We start from the raw sequence: 16,945 nt of genomic DNA, 5'->3' as shown, positions 1-16,945 counted from the left end.
GCAAGGAGCCGTTCTTCCATCTCAACGCCGATACGATGTGGATCGACGGCGTGCGATCCAACCTGACGCGGCTCGCCGAGACCTTCGATCCCGCACGGATGGACATCCTGCTTCTGATGGCGCCGACCACCAACAGCATCGGCTATTCCGGCCGCGGCGACTACGGCATGCTTCCCGACGGCGCGCTGCGCAAGCGGCGCGAACACCAGGTGGTGCCGTTCGTGTATGCCGGCGCCGCCATCATGTCGCCGTCGCTGTTCGCCGATGCGCCGAGCAGCGAGTTTTCGCTGACCAGGATGTTCGACCGCGCCAACGAGCAGGAGCGGCTGTTCGGGCTCCGGCTCGACGGCGTCTGGATGCATGTCGGAACCCCCGACGCGGTGCAGGCCGCGGAAGAGGCGTTCCTGGAGAGTGTGGCGTAGCGGCCGCCAGCCCCTACGGCTGCTCGCTCAGACAAAAAATCTCGAAAACAACCCCATGCAAAGTAGAATGGGACCGGACCGCGTCGGCAGTGGGTAGTGGGGGTTATCCCCGTCAGCCCATGACCTCTCCGTCATCGCTGCCTATATTGCGCCTGATCCCGAATCAGGAAGCCCATGCGCGTCTTCAGCGTCCCCCTCTCCGCCCCTCTCCTGCGCACCGTCATCGCGGCGCTGATCGACGGCCGGCTGGTCGAGGGATTCGAGGCGCGCAGGGATCCGCTCAATCTCGCGCGCGCCACGCTCTACCTGCCGACCCGCCGCGCCGGGCGGCTGGCGCGGGAAATCTTCCTCGATGAATTGAAGACGGACGCGGCGATCCTGCCGCGCATCGTGGCGCTCGGCGATATCGACGAGGACGAGCTGGCGTTTTCGGAAGGCTCCGAGCAGTTCAGCGGTGTGGCCCCGCTCGACATTCCGCCGCGGCTCGGCGAACTGGAACGGCGGCTGACGCTGGCGCATCTGGTGGCGGCATGGGCCAAGAGCCCGGTGTCGTCGCCGCTCGTGGTCGGCGGCCCGGCCTCGACACTGGCGCTCGCCGGCGATCTGGCGCGGCTGATGGACGACATGGTGACGCGCGGCGTTGCCTGGGAAACCCTCGACAAGCTGGTGCCCGACCAGTTCGACAAATACTGGCAGCATTCCCTCGAATTCCTGCGCATCGCGCGCAAGGCATGGCCGGAACACCTGAACGAGATCCGCCGCATCGAACCCTCCGAACGGCGCGACCGCCTGATCGAGGCGGAAGCTGCGCGCCTGACCGCCCATCACGAGGGACCTATCATCGCGGCAGGTTCGACCGGCTCAATGCCGGCAACTGCGAAATTTCTCGATGCGGTCGCCCGCCTGAAGCAGGGCGCGGTGGTGCTGCCCGGGCTCGATACCGATCTCGACGAGGAATCCTGGCAGACCATCGGCGGCGAGCGGGACGCGCAGGGCAAGTTCACCACCCGGCCTTCCTCGAACCATCCGCAATTTGCGATGCACGCCTTGCTGGATCGGCTCGGTATCAGGCGAAGCGATGTCGAACGCCTCGGCGAGCCGGCGCCGGGCGGGCGCGAGGTGCTGATGTCCGAGACGATGCGCCCCTCAGCCGCGACCGAGCAATGGCATGACCGGCTGGCGCAGCCCGAGGTGTCGGCACGGATTGCCGCCGGCATGGAGCAGCTTGCCGTCGTCGAAGCACCGAGTTCCGAGATGGAGGCGCTGGCAATCGCGGTGGCGATGCGCGAGGCGCGGCATCTCGGCAAATCGGCCGCGCTGGTGACGCCGGATCGCGCGCTGGCGCGGCGGGTGATGGCGGCGCTGACGCGCTGGAATCTTGCGTTCAACGATTCCGGCGGCGACGCGCTGATGGACACGCCAAGCGGCATCCTTGCCCGCCTCTCCGCGGCAGCGGCCGCCAAGGGGCTGGAGCCGCCGACGTTGCTGGCGCTGCTCAAGCATCCGCTGTTTCGACTTGGCGGCGCATATGGCGCATTCAGGCGCGCGACCGAGATTCTCGAACTGGCGCTGCTGCGCGGCACCCGCCCGCAGGCCGGCACCGCCGGGCTGGCGCGGGATTTCGAACGTCTCCGCGCCGAGCTCAGGAAGCTCCGCAACCATGAGACATCGTCTCTCCACCCCTCCGAGCCGCGCGCCAAATTGCGCGATGGCGACCTCGACCAGGCCCAGGCGCTGATCTCGGGGTTACAGAAGGCGCTGCAGCCACTCGAAATCATGGGCACGTCAAAGCCGTTCGATTTCGCCGAGCTGGCGATGCGCCATCGCGAAACGCTGATCGCGCTGTCGTCGGATCAGAACGGCGTTGCGGTCGTGTTCGAGCAAACGCACGGCGCCGCGCTGGCTGCGGCGTTCGACGACCTGCTCGCCGAGCAGAAGCCAAGCGGCCTTTTGGTGCAGCCCGGCGATTACCCCGATGTGTTCCAGACCGCCTATGCCGACCGCATGGTGCGGCGGCCGGAATCCGCCAATGCGGAGCTGCAGATCTACGGCCAGCTCGAAGCGCGGCTGACCGAATCCGACCGCGTCATCCTCGGCGGCCTCGTCGAAGGCGTGTGGCCGCCGGCGCCGCGCGTCGATCCCTGGCTGAGCCGGCCGATGCGCCACGAGCTTGGCCTTGACCTGCCCGAGCGCCGCATCGGTCTCGCCGCGCATGACTTCGCGCAGTTGCTGGGAACGCAAGACGTGATCCTGAGCCATGCGGCCAAGGTCGGCGGCGCGCCGGCCGTCGCCTCGCGCTTTCTGCATCGCCTGGAGGCGGTGGCCGGCGAAGCACGCTGGGACGCGGCAAAACGCGCCGGAGAAAAATACGTGAGCTTCGCGGCCGAGCTGGATCAGTCCGACGAGGTCGCGCCGATCGCGCAGCCCGCGCCGAAACCGCCGGTCGAAACGCGGCCGACAAGATTGTCTGTGACAGCGATCGAGGACTGGCTGCGCGATCCCTATACGATCTACGCCCGATACATCCTGCGGCTCGATCCGCTCGATCCCGTCGACATGCCGTTGTCGGCGGCCGACCGCGGCTCGGCAATCCATGGCGCGCTCGGCGAATTCACGCAAGATTTCGCCGACGCATTGCCGCCGCAGCCCGCGCTGGAGCTGCGCCGCATCGGCGAGAAGTATTTCGCGCCGCTGATGGAGCGCCCCGAGGCGCGCGCGCTGTGGTGGCCGCGGTTTCAGCGCATCGCGACCTGGTTTGCCGATTGGGAACTGGCGCGCCGCGACACGATCGAAAGAATTGCCGCCGAGATCAAGGGCGAGATCCAGATTCCGCTCGGCAACGAACGCATCTTCACGCTGTCGGCGCGCGCCGACCGGATCGAGCAGCGCCATGACGGCAGCTTTGCGATCCTCGATTACAAGACCGGGCAGCCGCCGACCGGCAAGCAGGTGCGGATTGGCCTGTCGCCGCAACTGACGCTGGAGGCCGCGATCCTGCGCGAGGGCGGCTTTGAGAATATCCAGGCCGGCTGCTCCGTCGGCGAACTCGCCTATGTCAGGATCAGCGGCAACAATCCGCCCGGCGAGCACCGCCCGCTGGAGCTGAAGATCAGGAACGAGACGGCGCAGCCGCCGGACGAGGCGGCCGACTATGCCCTCGGGCAGCTCGAAGCCCTGATCCGCACGTTCGAGAACGAAGAGACGCCTTACAAATCGTTGAATCTGTCGATGTGGTCGAACCGCTACGGCGCCTATGACGATCTCGCCCGCATCAAGGAATGGTCGGCGGCCGGCGGCCTGGGGATCGAGGAATGGTGAAGGCCCGGCGCTCCATTCCCGACGACGTTCGCGCCAAGCAGGCGCGCGCCTCGGACCCAGCGGCCTCCGCCTTCGTGTCGGCGAACGCGGGCTCGGGCAAGACGCATGTGCTGGTGCAGCGGGTGGTCCGCCTGCTGCTTGCCGGCGTCCCGCCGGAGAAAATCCTCTGCATCACCTTCACCAAGGCCGCCGCCGCCAACATGGCGGAGCGCGTGTTCACCATGCTCGGCCATTGGGTGACGCTCGACGACGACGCGCTCGACGCCGCGATCCGCGAGGCCGGCATCGCCCATCCGGGCGCGCGCCTGCGAAAGTCGGCGCGCAAGCTGTTCGCCTGTGCGCTGGAGACGCCGGGCGGGCTGAAGGTGCAGACCATTCACGCGCTGTGCACGCGGCTGCTGCAGCAGTTCCCGTTCGAAGCCAACGTGCCGGCGCGCTTTGCCGTGCTCGACGACCGCGACCAGAACGAGATGATGGAGCGCGCCAATCTCGCCGTGTTCCTCGAGGCGTCGCGCAATCCGGACAGCCCGACCGGCCGCGCGCTGATGACGGCGATGGCGAGCGCCGCCGACGTCACCTTCAAGGACGTGGTGCGCGAGGCCTGTCTCAGCCGCGATCATTTCATGGCCTGGACGGATGCCGCCGGCAGCGCGCAGGCGGCCGCCGCGCAGATTTCGGCGGCGCTTGGCGTTGCGCCGGGTGATCGTCTTGAAGATGTCGAGCGCGACATCGTCGATGGACCCAATCTGCCGCGCGGGCGATGGTCGGAGATTGCAGTGGTTCTGCAGACCGGCAACAAGTCCGATCAGGATCAGGCCACCCGGCTACGTGACGCGCTGGTATTCACCGGAGCGGCTCAGGTCGACGAATATCTCGGCGTGTTCCTCACCGAGGCCGATCGCACGCCGCGCAAATCGGTGGTGACGAAAAAATTCTGCGACGGCAATCCGGCGATCGGCCGGCTGCTCGAATCCGAAGCCCGCCGCGTCCTGCCCCTGATCGAACGCCGCCGAGCCGTGGTGGCACGCGACCGCACCGAGGCACTGCTTTATATCGCGACATCAGCGGCGGCGAACTACCGCCGCGAGAAGCAGGAACGCGGCCTGCTCGACTACGACGATTTGATCGACAAGACCCTGGCAATGCTCGACCGCGTTTCCTCCGGCTGGGTGCATTACAAGCTCGACCGCGGCGTCGACCATGTGCTGATCGACGAAGCGCAGGATACCAGTCCCCGGCAATGGGACATCGTCGCGCACATCATCTCCGAATTCACGTCCGGCGCCGGCGCGCGCGACGGCGTGGTGCGAACCGTGTTCGCGGTCGGCGACGAGAAGCAATCGATCTTCTCGTTCCAGGGCGCGGCTCCCCGCGAATTCGACCTGCGCCGCCGCGCACTGCAGAGAAAGTTCGAGGGCGCCGGACTGAAGTTCGATCCGGTATCTTTCACCTATTCGTTCCGCTCCGGGCCGGCGATCCTGCATGCGGTCGACCAGGTGTTTCGCGAGCAGGACATCTATCGCAGCATCCATGCGGTCGACATCGGCAATCCAATTCATCACGCGCTGGCCGATGCGGGTCCGAGCCAGATCGATCTCTGGGAGCTCGCGGAGACCGACGACCGGCAGGACATCGAGGGCTGGCGCGCGCCGTTCGACGGGGTCTCCGCAACCAGTCCGGAAGTGAAGCTGGCGCGGCGCATCCAGGCCGAGATCAAGTCGCTGGTCGGAAGCCGCGCGATGACCGGAGCCAAGGGCGACCGCCGGCCGCTGCGCTATGGCGACATGCTGGTGCTGGTGCGCCGGCGCGGCAACGCGTTCGATGCGGTGATCCAGGCGCTCAAGCATGCCGGCATTCCCGTCGCGGGCGCCGACCGCCTCAAGCTGACCGAGCACATCGCGATCATCGACCTGATGAACCTCGCGGATGCGCTGCTGCTGCCGCAGGACGATCTGGCGCTGGCGGTGGCGCTGAAGAGCCCGCTGTTCGGGCTCGACGATGACGACCTGTTCAAGATCGCCCGGGACCGCAAGGTTTCGCTGCGCGCCGCATTGAGCGCGCGCGCCGCAACCGACGGCCGGCTGCGGGACGCGCTGTGGCGGCTTGAACAATGCGAACGCCGTTTCGCCGGCGAGACGCCGTTTGCGTTCTACGCCTGGCTGCTTGGCGGCGATGGCGGCCGGGCGCGAATCCTGCGCCGGCTCGGCCACGAGGCCAACGACGCGCTCGATGAATTCCTGGAGCTGGCGCTGAGCTATGAACGCAAGGCGCCGGCCTCGCTGCAGGGTTTCATGGCCTGGCTGCGCACCGCCGACCTCGAGGTGAAGCGCGACATGGAAATCTCGCGCGACGAGGTCCGTGTCATGACGGTGCACGGCGCCAAGGGCCTCGAGGCTTCCGTCGTGTTCCTGGTCGATACCACGACCTCGCCTTCCGATACGCAGCGGCTGAAGCTGATCAACCTGTCGCAGGGCAATGGCGATCCGCATGCGCCTGGCGTCGTGGTCTGGGCCGGCCGCAAGGCGGAAGATCCGCCGGCCGTCGTCGCGGCGCGCGCGGCGATGATCGGCGACACCGAGGATGAATACCGCCGCCTGCTCTATGTCGCGATGACCCGTGCGGCGGATCGCCTGATCGTCGGCGGCTGCCTGCCCGGCAACATGAAGACGGTTCGCGCGCAGTCCTGGTACGACCTGATCAGCAGGGGGCTCGACGGTTCCGCCTTGCAGCTCCAGGAGATCGAAACCCCGGCAGGCCTAGTGAAGCGCTATTCGCTGACAGAGGAAACTGCGCCTTCCGCGGCTCTGGCGGAGGCGGCATCCGCGTCGGCACCGATCGTGCTGCCGAACTGGCTGCTGACCCCGGCCCAGCCGGAAGCCTCCCCGGACAGCCTGCTGCGGCCCTCCGATCCCGCCGATAGCGCCGCCTATCCGGTGCGTTCAGCCGAATCGCTGATGCAGCGGGCGCGGGCCCTGCAGCGCGGCACGCTGGTGCACCGCCTCCTGCAGTCGCTGCCGGATATCGCCGCCGGGCGCCGACGCGAGGCCGCACTGGCCTATCTGGCGCGCAATGCCGATGGCTGGAGCGAGGACGAGCGGCAGGCGATGGCCGACGGCACCCTGGCCCTGATCGCGGATGCGCGCTTTGCGCCGGTTTTCGCCGCCGGCAGCCGGGCCGAAGTCTCTGTGGTCGGCCGGTTGGACCGACCGGGCGGGCGACCGGCCCTCGTGTCCGGGCAGATCGACCGGCTCGTCGTCACCGAAAGCGAGGTCCTGATCGTCGATTTCAAGACCAACCACGCGCCGCCGAGCGAACCGTCGGAGGCGCCGCGGGGCTATGTCCGCCAGCTAGCGCTGTATCGGGCGGTGCTGGCGAAGCTTTATCCCCAGCGGACGATCCGCGCCGCGCTGCTGTGGACAGAAACCTCTGAATTAATGGAGATTTCCGTCCCCGCGCTGGAGGCCGAGCTGGCATCCATCATCTCGGCGTGACCGCGCTTGACCCGGCAAGATCGCGTTCATAGGTTTGCCACATCATCCTTGGGGCGCGATTCCCGACTGCGCCGCTTCATTTCTAACCGAACGAGGTAATTCCCATGGCCGTTGGCAAGGTTTCTGACGCCGATTTCGAAGCCGAGGTGCTCAAGGCGACCGGGCCGGTGGTCGTCGATTTCTGGGCCGAGTGGTGCGGACCCTGCCGCATGATCGCGCCGGCGCTGGACGAGATTTCCGGCGCCATGGGCGACAAGGTCAAGATCGTCAAGCTGAACGTCGACGAGAGCCCGAAGACGGCCTCGAAATACGGCGTGATGTCGATCCCGACCCTGATGATCTTCAAGGGCGGCGAGATGGCCTCCCGCCAGGTCGGTGCGGCGCCGAAGGCGAAGCTGCAGCAGTGGATCACGGCCGCGGTCTGATCGACCCGACAGGATTTTCTACGAGCACGGCCGGCGAAATGCCGGCCGTTTGCGTTGAGGCGATCTCCCTAATTGAACACAGAGCGTGATGATTTGGTTCGACGCGCTTCACCTCTCCCGCTTGCGGGAGAGGGCGCAGACGGCGCGCGATGTGGCTGTGCGCGCAGAGCTGACCTTGCAAGAACGGTGCTGCGCCCACCTACCTCATTTGGGTGAAGCCGGCCTGCCACATGCTGCTTAGGTTCTAATGGGGAATAGCCGGTTCCGACTCGCAGCATCGGAACGGCTTGGCTAGACTTCTCGATAGACCGGGGCTGGCGAGTTCATTAGCAATCGATATTTCTTCCCGGGCCGCCGCTGGAAGCGATTCCAGCGGCATTTCCATTTTCAGCTCATGTGCTCAGCCCGGTGGCGTGCCGTTGATATCGAGCACATGGCCGGCGAGGTACAGCGAGCCGGTAATCAGAATCCGCGGCGGCACTTCATAGGCAAGCCGCGAGAGCGCCTGCAGCGCCGCCGCTACGTTCTCCGCATTTTCCACGCGCATGCCGAGCGCGCGCGCCGCGTCAGTGAGCCGGTCCACCGGCATCGCATTGTCGCGGCCGGGGATCGGCACGGCGATGATGTGGCGCGTCAGCCCGGCGAAATTCGCGAGAAACGCGCCGGCATCCTTGTTCGCCATCATGCCCGCGATCACCACCAGCGGGCGCGACACCCGTTCCTCGAGATCGCCGAGCGCGGCGGCGGCAACGCGCCCGCCTTCTGAGTTGTGTCCGCCGTCGAGCCAGATCTCGCAACCCGGCGGCCCCTGATCGACCAGCGTGCCTGCGACGAGACGCTGCATCCGCGCCGGCCATTCGGCGCCGACGATGCCGGCCTCGAACGCCGCCATGCCGATCCCAAACGTCTCGATCGCGCGCAGCGTCGCGATCGCAAGACCGGCATTGTCGAACTGATGCCGGCCGAACAGTCTTGGCGCCGCCAGATCCATCAGGCCGCGCTCGTCCTGATAGACCAGCCGTCCGCGCTCGACGCCGACATGCCATTGCTGCCCGGCCGCATGCAGCGGCGCGCGTTGGCGTGCCGCCTGCGCCTCGATCACCGACATCGCCTCCGCCGCCTGCTCCGCGCAGATCACCGGCGCGCCGCGCTTGATGATCGCGGCCTTCTCGCCGGCAATCGCAGTCAAGGTAGTGCCGAGAAATTCGGTGTGGTCCATGCTGATCGGAGAGATCACCGTTGCGACCGGCCGCTCGATGACGTTGGTGGCATCGAGCCGTCCGCCGAGGCCGGTCTCCAGCAGCACGACATCGGCCTCATGCTCCGCGAACAGGCAGAACGCCGCGGCGGTCTCGATCTCGAAGATCGTGATCGGCTCGCCCTTGTTGATCTCTTCGCAATGCTCCAGCACCCGGCGCAGTTCGGCATCATCGACCAGCCGGCCGCCGCCTTTCGCGCCGATGCGAAAGCATTCATTGAGCCTGACCAGATAGGGCGAGATGTAGACGTGCACGTTGAGGCCGGCAGCCTCGAGGATCGCGCGCAGATAGGCGATCGTGGAGCCCTTGCCGTTGGTGCCGGCGACATGAATCACCGGCGGCAGCGTCCGCTCGGGATGATCCAGGCGATCCAGCAGGCGCTGCATGCGATCGAGGCCGAGATCGATGCGCTTCGGATGCAACGCGGACAGCCGCGCGATCAGTGCATCGAGCGGGCGGGATCTGGCGGCCGGCAAGTTCACGCGTGGGGCGCAGCCGGCACGGCTTCCGGCGTCGAGACGATCTGCGCGGGGTCCGTGACCTGCGGCGCCGGCTTCGAGGCCGACTCGAGCGCCGGCGATCTGGTCAGCAGGCGGCAGAGCCGCGCCAGCGTCGGACGCATCTCGTGGCGATGCACCACCATGTCGACCATGCCGTGATCCAGCAGATATTCGGCGCGCTGGAATCCCTCGGGCAGCTTTTCGCGAATGGTCTGCTCGATCACGCGGGCGCCGGCGAAGCCGATCAGCGCGCCGGGCTCGGCGATATGGACATCGCCCAGCATGGCATAGGACGCGGTGACGCCGCCGGTGGTCGGATTGGTCAGCACCACGATGTAGGGCAGCTTGGCTTCGCGCAGCATCTGCACGCCGACGGTGGTGCGCGGCATCTGCATCAGCGACAGGATGCCTTCCTGCATCCGCGCGCCGCCTGAAGCCGCGAACATGATGAAGGGCGATTTCTTTTCGAGCGCGAGTTCAAGCCCGCGCACGATCGCCTCGCCCGCGGCCATGCCGAGCGAACCGCCCATGAAATCGAAATCCTGCACCGCGATGACGACGCCGGCGCCTTCGAGCTTGCCGTAGCCGACCTTGATGGCGTCGTTCATCCCGGTCTTGGCGCGGGCGTCCTTGATGCGGTCGACATATCTGCGCTCGTCGCGAAACTTGAGCGGATCGGCGGTCACCTCAGGCAGCGCGATGTCGTACCAGGTCTCGTTGTCGAAGATCGACTTCAACCGCGCCGCCGCGCCCATCCGCATGTGATAGTTCGAGCCGGGGATGACGAACTGGTTGGCCTCGACGTCCTTGTAGAACACGAGCTGCCCGGAATCCGGGCACTTGATCCACAGATTCTCCGGCGTCTCGCGCCGCAGGATGTTGCGGATCTTCGGCCGGACGACGTTGGTGAGCCAATTCATGGTTCGCTCCAAATGCGGTTGACGCATTGACTGGAATATATGGCGGGCCGAATCAAAGCCAACAAGCCGTGAAAAACGCTAATTCCACGCAATTGTGGCTTATTCCGCGGCCTGTTTCGCTCCCCGCACGCCATGCGCCAGCGCGGCCGCAAGGTCGGCGACGGCTCCGACGGTTTTCGGGGTCGCCCGTCCCTCGGCATCGAGGCTGCCGCTGAGAGCATCGACCAGCGCGGTGCCGACCACGGCGCCGTTGGCCCTTTCAGCGATCGCCCGCGCCGTCTCCGGCGTGCGGATGCCGAAGCCGACGCACACCGGCAGCTCGGTGTGGCGCTTGATGCGCTTAACCGCTTCGCCGACGGACTTCGAGTCGGCCGCCGCGGCGCCCGTGATGCCCGTGATGGCGACGTAGTAGACAAAGCCCGATGTGTTGGCGAGCACGGCCGGCAGGCGCTTGTCGTCCGTCGTCGGCGTCGCCAGACGGATGAAGTTGAGCCCCGCCTTCATCGCGGGAAGGCAGAGCTCGGCGTCTTCCTCCGGCGGCAGGTCGACGATGATCAGCCCGTCGACGCCGGCGGCCTTGGCATCGGTGAGAAATTTATCGACGCCGTAGATATAGATCGGATTGTAGTAGCCCATCAGCACGATCGGCGTGGCGTCGTCGTCCTGGCGGAAGCCGCGGACCATCTCCAGCGTCTTCCTCAGCGTCATGCCGGCCTTCAGCGCGCGCAGGCCGGCTGCCTGGATCGAGGGCCCGTCCGCCATCGGATCGGTAAAGGGCATGCCGAGTTCGATGATGTCGGCGCCGGCCTTCGGCAGCGCCTTGACGATGTCGAGCGAGGTCTTCGGATCGGGATCGCCTGACATCACGAAGGTGACGAAGGCGGAGCGGTCCTGCTTTTTCAGTTCGGCGAAACGCGCGTCGATACGGGTGGTCACTGCTTCCTGCCCTTCAAGATATCGCCGACCTGCGGCACATCCTTGTCTCCGCGACCGGAGAGATTGACCACCATCAGATGATCTTTTGGACGCTTCGGCGCGAGGTCGGCCAGTTTCGCGATCGCATGCGCCGATTCCAGCGCCGGGATGATGCCTTCGAGCCGCGACAGCAACTGGAAGGCTTCCAGCGCTTCCTCGTCGGTCGCGGAGAGATATGTCACGCGTCCGGTTTCATGCAACCAGGCGTGCTCCGGCCCGATGCCGGGATAATCGAGGCCGGCCGAGATCGAGTGCGCTTCCTCGATCTGGCCGTCGGCATCCATCAGGAGATAGGTGCGGTTGCCGTGCAGCACGCCGGGACGGCCGCCGGCGATCGATGCCGCGTGCAGTTGCGTCAGCCCGTGGCCGGCCGCTTCGACGCCGAAGATCTCGACCGACGGTTCGTCGAGGAAGGGATGAAACAGCCCCATGGCGTTCGAGCCGCCACCGATGCAGGCGACCAGCGAATCCGGCAGGCGTCCCTCGACTTCCTGCATCTGCTGGCGCGTCTCGGTGCCGATGATCGACTGGAAGTCACGCACCATCATCGGATAGGGGTGCGGGCCGGCGACCGTCCCGATGCAGTAGAAGGTGTTGTGGACGTTGGTGACCCAGTCGCGCAGCGCGTCGTTCATGGCGTCCTTCAGCGTCCGCGCGCCGGATTGCACCGGGATCACCCTGGCGCCCAGCATCTCCATGCGGATGACATTCGGCTGCTGCCGCGCGACGTCGACCGCGCCCATATAGACCACGCATTCGAGGCCGAAGCGCGCGCACAGCGTCGCGGTCGCGACGCCGTGCTGGCCGGCGCCGGTCTCGGCGATGATGCGCTTCTTGCCCATGCGCCGCGCGACCATGATCTGGCCGAGCACGTTGTTGACCTTGTGCGAGCCGGTGTGATTCAGCTCCTCGCGCTTGAAATAGATTTTCGCGCCGCCAAAATGCTCGGTCAGCCGCTCGGCGAGATAGAGCGGCGACGGCCGGCCGACATAGTTCTTGAGATAGCCGTTCATCTCGGCCTGGAACGCGGGATCTGCCTTGGCCTCAGCATAGGCCTTTTCCAGATCGAGGATCAGCGGCATCAGCGTCTCGGCGACGTAGCGTCCGCCGAAAATGCCGAAATGGCCGTGCTCGTCGGGGCCGCTGCGGAACGAATTGGGCAGGCTTTGACTCATCGGACCATCAATTCTTCGGTGGCGCGCGCGGCGCGAATGAAATTGCGGATCATCTCGGGATCCTTGATGCCGGGCGAACTTTCGACCCCGGACGATACGTCGACGCCGCCGGCGCGGGTGACGCTGACGGCCTCGGCGACGTTATCAGCGGTCAGCCCACCCGAGACCATGAAGGGCAATTTGAGATCGAGCTTTTCCAGGACGTGCCAGTCGAACACGGTCCCGAGCCCGCCGGGCCGCGTGGCGCCCTTCGGCGCGCGGGCGTCGAACAGGATGCGATCGGCGACCTCCGCATAACCCGGCAGCGCCGCAAGATCGGCTGCCGTTTCGACCGCGATCACCTTCATGACCGGCAGGCCGAACCTCGCCTTGACGTCGCGCACCCGCGCGGTGGTTTCCTTGCCGTGCAGTTGGAACAGATCCGGCCGCAGCGTCTCGACGATGTTTTCGAGCGTGGCGTCGTCGGCATCGACGGTCAGCGCCACCTTGACGGCGCGGCCCCTGGCCTGCTTGCCGAGTTCGCGCGCGACCTCCAGGCCGAGATGGCGCGGCGACGGCGGAAAGAACACGAAGCCCACCATGTCGGCGCCCGCCGCAAGCGCTACCTCGAGCGTCTCGCGCGTGGACAGGCCACAAATTTTGACAAGCAGGGACATGGTCTCTCGGAGGCGGATCTCTACGGCCGCCAGGACAAATTGGAACGGGCCGACGGGGCGGGTTCTACAACGTCGCGCCCTGCTTGTCTCGCCCGGCGGCCCCGTAGAAGCCGTACTGGGACGGCGCCGGCAGCCGCTGCTGGTCGGCCCGCGAAACCGCCGCCGCGGCCCGCAGGCTGTCCGCCTCCGCCCGGGCCTGCCGGGCCTCGGCCTCATGCTGGCGCGCGGCGCGTCGCCAGTGGCGCTGGCGGAACCAGGTCGCGATGCCGCCCGCGGCCACTCCCAGAATGGCCACGCTAATGATGACGGCGAACAGCGGCATGCTGACCGCGACCGCCGGATCGGTCGCGTTGAAGGGATCGAACGATACCGTCACGAAATGGCGGTTGGCGACCGCAAAGACGATGAAGATCAGGCCCAGGGGAATGACGACCAGCGCCGTGAAGAACTTTCGCATGAGCATCTCGCGTCGTGATCGGGAAAAGCGGGCGACCGGCCCGCCACGCACGGCGACATCCCGTCGAGTTCGAAGAAACGCTTACGCGCCGGCCTCGGGCGCGCCATCCTCACGGTTCAGCCGCTCGCGCATTTCCTTGCCGGTCTTGAAGAACGGCACGCTCTTCTGGTCGACCGGCACATGGGCGCCGGTGCGTGGATTGCGGCCGGCGCGGGCTGGGCGATGCTTGACCGAGAAGGCGCCGAAACCGCGCAGTTCGACGCGGTCGCCGCGCGCCAGCGCGGCCACGATCTCGTCGAGGATCGCATTCACAATGTTCTCGACATCCCGCTGGTAGAGGTGCGGGTTGTGCTCGGCGATGCGCTGAACAAGTTCGGATTTGATCATCGAAGTTGGGATCCGGGGTCGTGCGGATATCCATTTCCGTGAAAATGCCTTGAACTGTCAAGACGCTAAATCACTTTTAGGCAACCGGGTGCGGCGTCACAGGCCGCCCGGAAGGGGTTTACGACGACACCCGCAATGCGGGAAATTGTGGCGAAGGGCGACCGGGGCGGCTCAGTTGGGCGTGGCGGGACGCCACAATGCGAGCATGCCATCGAGCGAAAGCTGATCGACCGCCTGCGCGACGCCGGCCTGCTCGATCCGGCGCGCGATGGAACTCAAGCCGAGCCCGTCGAATGCGATGGATGCCGCGGTGCGCAGGAATGTCAGGTCGCCAAACTGCGGATTCAGCCGGAAATCGCGCACCGGCAGATCGCTTTTTACCTTTTTCTCCGCGACCAGCCACGCAATGGCGGCTTTTTCGTCGCCGAGCTGATCGACCAGCTTCAATTCGACCGCCTGGCGGCCGGTGAAGACGCGCCCGTCTGCGACCTTTTCGAGCAGCGCGTCGTCCATGCCGCGCCGCTCCTTCACCAGGCCGCGGAACCAGGCATAGGAATCCTTCACCAGCGCATCGAGCGCGGCGCGCGCCTCCGGACTGGTCGGCTCGAAACCGTTCGGCGCAGCCTTCAGCGGCGAGGATTTCACTTCCTCGACCTTCACGCCCACTGTCTTCAGCAGTTCGGTGAAGTTCGGAAACTGGAACAGCACGCCGATCGAGCCGACCAGCGAACTCTGGCGCGCGACGATATGATCGGCCGCGATCGCCGTGATGTAGCCGCCCGACGCGGCGAGGCCCTCGACCACCACGACCAGCGGCTTCTTTGCCTTCAGCCGCACCAGCGAATCGTAGAGCTGCTCGGAGCCGGCCGTGGTGCCGCCGGGAGAGTTGATGTGCACGACGACGGCGGCATGGCTCGATTTCTCCAGCCGCTCCAGCGCCTCGACGCGCTGCTGGTCGCTGCGGATCAGCCCTTCGATATTGACGCGGGCGATCGAGCCTGACGATGTCAGCCCGACTGGCCCGTTCCGGGTCGCGATCGCGCCAAAACCCACGATCGCCACCACCGCGATCAGAACGGCCGCAACCCGCCAGAAGGTCAGCTTGCGGCGAATCCTGCGGCGATCGACGATCACGTCCGAATCGAGCGACATCGAAATTTCTCCAGAAGACAGCCAGCGCGTTTTGCGCTCGTAGCGCCAGTAAAGCGTTACCTGATTACATCAATTGCGGCGCAATTTGAAGATAACAAGGCCCTGTCTGTCGTCCCCGCGAACGCGGGGACCCATAGTCACCGGCGCCGGTTTTTGCATTCGATGGGGCTCCAGTCTTGCCCAACTCCATCCGCCAGTGGTTATGGGTCCCGGATCGCGCTTCGCTTGTCCGGGACGACGGATAGAAAAAGGCCCCGGTCGAAACCGGGGCCTGATGTTCACTGAAGCACCGGCGATAGGCTTACTTGTCGCGGTTCTTGAGCGCGGTGCCGAGGATATCGCCCAGCGTGGCGCCCGAATCGGAGGAGCCGTACTGCGCGATGGCTTCCTTCTCTTCGGCCACTTCCAGCGCCTTGATCGAGACCTGCACCTTGCGGGCCTTCTTGTCGAACTGGATGACGCGCGCATCGACCTTCTCGCCGACGGCAAAGCGTTCGGCGCGCTGATCGTTGCGGTCACGGGCGAGCTCGGAGCGCTTGATGAAGGTGGTGAAGTCGGTGCCCGAGATCTTCACCTCGATGCCGGCTTCCTTCACTTCGAGCACTTCGCAGGTCACGACCGCGCCCTTCTTGACGTCGCCCGGCTCGGCGAAGGGATCGCCTTCGAGCTGCTTGACGCCGAGCGAGATGCGCTCCTTTTCGACATCGACATCGAGCACCACGGCCTTGACCATGTCGCCCTTCTTGAAGTTGTCGATGACCTGCTCGCCCGGAAGCTTCCAGTCGAGGTCGGAGAGATGGACCATGCCGTCGACGTCGCCGTCGAGGCCGAGGAACAGGCCGAACTCGGTCTTGTTCTTGACCTCGCCTTCGACCACCGAACCGACCGGAAACTTCTCGACGAAGACTTCCCAGGGATTGCGCATGGTCTGCTTGAGGCCGAGCGAGATGCGGCGCTTGACCGAATCCACCTCGAGAACCTGCACTTCGACTTCCTGCGAGGTCGAGACGATCTTGCCGGGGTGCATGTTCTTCTTGGTCCACGACATCTCCGAGACGTGGATCAGGCCTTCGATGCCCGGCTCCAGTTCGACGAATGCGCCGTAGTCGGTGATGTTGGTGACGCGGCCGGTGAAGCGCGCGTTCAGCGGGTACTTCGCCTCGATGCCCTGCCACGGATCGTCCAGCAGCTGCTTCATGCCGAGCGAGATACGGTGGGTCTCGTGGTTGATCTTGATGATCTTGACCTTCACGGTCTGGCCGATGGTCAGCACCTCGGTCGGGTGATTGACCCTCCTCCAGGCGATATCGGTGACGTGGAGCAGACCGTCGATGCCGCCGAGATCAACGAACGCACCGTAATCGGTGATGTTCTTGACCACGCCGTCGATCACCTGACCCTCTTCGAGGTTCTGCACCAGCTCCTGGCGCTGCTCGGCGCGGGTCTCTTCCAGAACCGTGCGGCGCGACACCACGATGTTGCCGCGGCGGCGATCCATCTTGAGGATCTGGAACGGCTGCGAGTTGTTCATCAGCGGCGCGACGTCGCGGATCGGACGGATGTCGACCTGCGAGCGCGGCAGGAAGGCAACCGCGCCGTCGAGATCGACGGTGAAGCCACCCTTGACCTGGTTGAAGATGACGCCGTGAACCTTCTCGTTGTTCTGGAACGCCTTCTCCAGCTTGCCCCAGCTCTCCTCGCGGCGCGCCTTGTCGCGCGACAGCACGGCTTCGCCGAGCGCATTTTCGATTCTGTCGAGGAACACCTCGACTTCGTCGCCGACCTTGAGATCGCTTTCGCGGCCGGGG

12 protein-coding genes and 1 pseudogene are annotated in these 16,945 nt (G+C 65.9%); 4 read left to right on the top strand and 9 right to left on the bottom strand.

The annotated features are described in order from the left end of the window. The 4 genes and pseudogenes from V7E26_RS23470 to trxA all read left to right on the top strand — a co-directional run. A pseudogene (locus tag V7E26_RS23470) lies at positions 1 to 422 on the top strand (nucleotidyltransferase family protein); the annotation flags it as partial. 174 nt (positions 423 to 596) lie between these two features. Beyond that, positions 597 to 3,740 (top strand): double-strand break repair protein AddB, encoded by a 3,144-nt coding sequence (gene addB / locus V7E26_RS23465; RefSeq protein ID WP_324420757.1) that lies wholly within the window; start codon positions 597 to 599, stop codon positions 3,738 to 3,740. Beyond that, a complete protein-coding gene (gene addA, locus V7E26_RS23460; protein ID WP_442893462.1) occupies positions 3,734 to 7,231 on the top strand; it encodes a double-strand break repair helicase AddA in 3,498 nt (1,165 codons plus the stop codon). Before addB ends, addA begins: the two co-directional genes overlap by 7 nt. A 104-nt stretch (positions 7,232 to 7,335) precedes the next feature. Then, positions 7,336 to 7,656, top strand: coding sequence for a thioredoxin (gene trxA, locus V7E26_RS23455; RefSeq protein ID WP_016847387.1), 321 nt, complete (start codon positions 7,336 to 7,338; stop codon positions 7,654 to 7,656). Positions 7,657 to 8,056: 400 nt separating this feature from the next. Here trxA and V7E26_RS23450 read toward each other — a convergent pair whose 3' ends face one another. From V7E26_RS23450 to rpsA, 9 genes are all read right to left on the bottom strand, one after another. Further along, complete coding sequence (locus V7E26_RS23450) at positions 8,057 to 9,397, bottom strand: bifunctional folylpolyglutamate synthase/dihydrofolate synthase (protein WP_324420741.1); 1,341 nt, start codon at positions 9,395 to 9,397, stop codon at positions 8,057 to 8,059. Continuing rightward, on the bottom strand, positions 9,394 to 10,335 hold the full coding sequence (accD, locus tag V7E26_RS23445; RefSeq protein WP_324420739.1) for an acetyl-CoA carboxylase, carboxyltransferase subunit beta: 942 nt from the start codon (positions 10,333 to 10,335) through the stop codon (positions 9,394 to 9,396). The genes V7E26_RS23450 and accD overlap by 4 nt, the downstream gene beginning before the upstream one ends. Positions 10,336 to 10,434: 99 nt before the next feature. Continuing rightward, positions 10,435 to 11,271, bottom strand: coding sequence for a tryptophan synthase subunit alpha (gene trpA, locus V7E26_RS23440; RefSeq protein ID WP_324420737.1), 837 nt, complete (start codon positions 11,269 to 11,271; stop codon positions 10,435 to 10,437). Beyond that, the gene (gene trpB / locus V7E26_RS23435) at positions 11,268 to 12,485 is read right to left on the bottom strand and encodes a tryptophan synthase subunit beta (protein ID WP_324420735.1); all 1,218 of its coding nucleotides are present in this window, start codon (positions 12,483 to 12,485) and stop codon (positions 11,268 to 11,270) included. The genes trpA and trpB overlap by 4 nt, the downstream gene beginning before the upstream one ends. After that, positions 12,482 to 13,141, bottom strand: a complete 660-nt coding sequence (locus tag V7E26_RS23430) for a phosphoribosylanthranilate isomerase (RefSeq protein ID WP_324420733.1) — start codon at positions 13,139 to 13,141, stop codon at positions 12,482 to 12,484. The genes trpB and V7E26_RS23430 overlap by 4 nt, the downstream gene beginning before the upstream one ends. 64 nt (positions 13,142 to 13,205) lie before the next feature. Then, complete coding sequence (locus tag V7E26_RS23425; protein ID WP_324420731.1) at positions 13,206 to 13,598, bottom strand: LapA family protein; 393 nt, start codon at positions 13,596 to 13,598, stop codon at positions 13,206 to 13,208. An 81-nt stretch (positions 13,599 to 13,679) separates the two neighbouring features. After that, on the bottom strand, positions 13,680 to 13,985 hold the full coding sequence (locus V7E26_RS23420; RefSeq protein ID WP_324420728.1) for an integration host factor subunit beta: 306 nt from the start codon (positions 13,983 to 13,985) through the stop codon (positions 13,680 to 13,682). Positions 13,986 to 14,156: 171 nt separating this feature from the next. Further along, positions 14,157 to 15,137: a signal peptide peptidase SppA gene (sppA, locus tag V7E26_RS23415; RefSeq protein WP_324420726.1), complete on the bottom strand. Its 981-nt coding sequence runs from the start codon at positions 15,135 to 15,137 to the stop codon at positions 14,157 to 14,159. A gap of 301 nt (positions 15,138 to 15,438) precedes the next feature. Continuing rightward, positions 15,439 to 16,945: 30S ribosomal protein S1 (gene rpsA / locus V7E26_RS23410; RefSeq protein ID WP_324420724.1), on the bottom strand; the 1,507-nt coding region annotated here is incomplete at its 5' end.

The sequence above is a fragment of the Bradyrhizobium sp. genome, from assembly GCF_036735945.1.
Classification (GTDB): Bacteria; Pseudomonadota; Alphaproteobacteria; order Rhizobiales; family Xanthobacteraceae; genus Bradyrhizobium.
This window is presented reverse-complemented; position numbering and strand designations above follow the sequence as displayed.

Coding starts and splice junctions, on each gene's coding strand:
- addB (WP_324420757.1), top strand. CDS start 597: ATGCGCGTCTTCAGCGTCCCCCTCTCCGCCCCTCTCCTGCGCACCGTC.
- addA (WP_442893462.1), top strand. CDS start 3,734: ATGGTGAAGGCCCGGCGCTCCATTCCCGACGACGTTCGCGCCAAGCAG.
- trxA (WP_016847387.1), top strand. CDS start 7,336: ATGGCCGTTGGCAAGGTTTCTGACGCCGATTTCGAAGCCGAGGTGCTC.
- accD (WP_324420739.1), bottom strand. CDS start 10,335: ATGAATTGGCTCACCAACGTCGTCCGGCCGAAGATCCGCAACATCCTG.
- trpB (WP_324420735.1), bottom strand. CDS start 12,485: ATGAGTCAAAGCCTGCCCAATTCGTTCCGCAGCGGCCCCGACGAGCAC.
- V7E26_RS23430 (WP_324420733.1), bottom strand. CDS start 13,141: ATGTCCCTGCTTGTCAAAATTTGTGGCCTGTCCACGCGCGAGACGCTC.
- V7E26_RS23425 (WP_324420731.1), bottom strand. CDS start 13,598: ATGCGAAAGTTCTTCACGGCGCTGGTCGTCATTCCCCTGGGCCTGATC.
- V7E26_RS23420 (WP_324420728.1), bottom strand. CDS start 13,985: ATGATCAAATCCGAACTTGTTCAGCGCATCGCCGAGCACAACCCGCAC.
- sppA (WP_324420726.1), bottom strand. CDS start 15,137: ATGTCGCTCGATTCGGACGTGATCGTCGATCGCCGCAGGATTCGCCGC.